2 protein-coding genes are annotated in these 940 nt (G+C 68.6%); both read right to left on the reverse strand.

Features of this window, described 5'->3' with window-relative positions:
* Positions 1–88: 88 nt before the first annotated feature.
* Positions 89–391, reverse strand: a complete 303-nt coding sequence (locus AC5LUJ_RS19660) for a type II toxin-antitoxin system Phd/YefM family antitoxin (protein ID WP_493465474.1) — start codon at positions 389–391, stop codon at positions 89–91.
* Positions 392–566: 175 nt separating this feature from the next.
* Positions 567–940 (reverse strand): hypothetical protein (locus tag AC5LUJ_RS19665; protein ID WP_493465475.1); only part of this gene is annotated, 374 nt, incomplete at its 5' end.

The raw sequence follows: 940 nt of genomic DNA on the forward strand, positions 1-940 counted from the left end.
GCCACGGCGAGCGGCAGCCCGACCGGTGGGCCTTCGGTCAGCATCCCGCGTGCGGCCGGGGCGAGCGAGAGCCGACAGGCGTCGTCGGTCACCGTTCCCGCTCGACCCGGACGGCGAACGCGCGACGCAGCTCGTCGGCACCGATGGCCTCACCGGCGGCGATGTCCGCCTCGGCCTGGCGGATCTGCTCCACCGCGCCTGGCGTGGACAGCAGGTCGAGGGTTTCCTCCAGCGCCTCCAGATCCGCGACAGCGAGCATGATCACTTCGGGTCGCCCGTTCCGGGTGATCACCACTCGTTCATGGGTGTCTCGGATCTCGTCCATCACGGCCGACAGCCGTGCCTTTGCATCTGCCAACGGGATCGTCGCCATGACTAGAATAATAGTCACGGGCTGCCGAGACCGCCGGGCAACATCGCGGATGTGCTCAAGGAGCCGATCACCGCCGCGGCTCGACGCCCGCGTCCGCCGGGGGATTCGGCAACCGTGTCGGGTCATCCGCGTCCCACGAGGTGGAACACCCGGCTGAGCTGCCGGTAGGGATCGCGCCGGCTGGCCTCAAGCTTCAGTAGACGTCACGGACGTAGCGGTTGTCGGTGGCGAGTTGTCTGATGTAGGCGGCGGCTTCCTCGGGGTCGAGGTTGCCATGGGTGGTGACGATGTCGCGGAGTGCCTGATCGACGTCCTTGGCCATGCGGGCGGCGTCGCCGCACACGTAGACGCAGGCGCCGTCGCGCAGCCACGCCCACAGGTGCGCGCCATGTTCCCGCATGCGGTCCTGGACGTAGATCCTGGCGCGTTGGTCGCGGGAGAATGCCAGGTCAAGGCGGGTGAGGGTACCGGCGATGGCGAGCGCTTCGAGTTCGTCGGCGTAGTAGAAGTCGGTCGCACGGCGTTGTTCACCGAAGAACAGCCAGTTCGGCCCGCGCGCGCCGCGGG

The organism is Protofrankia sp. CiP1_Cm_nod3, from assembly GCF_982290655.1.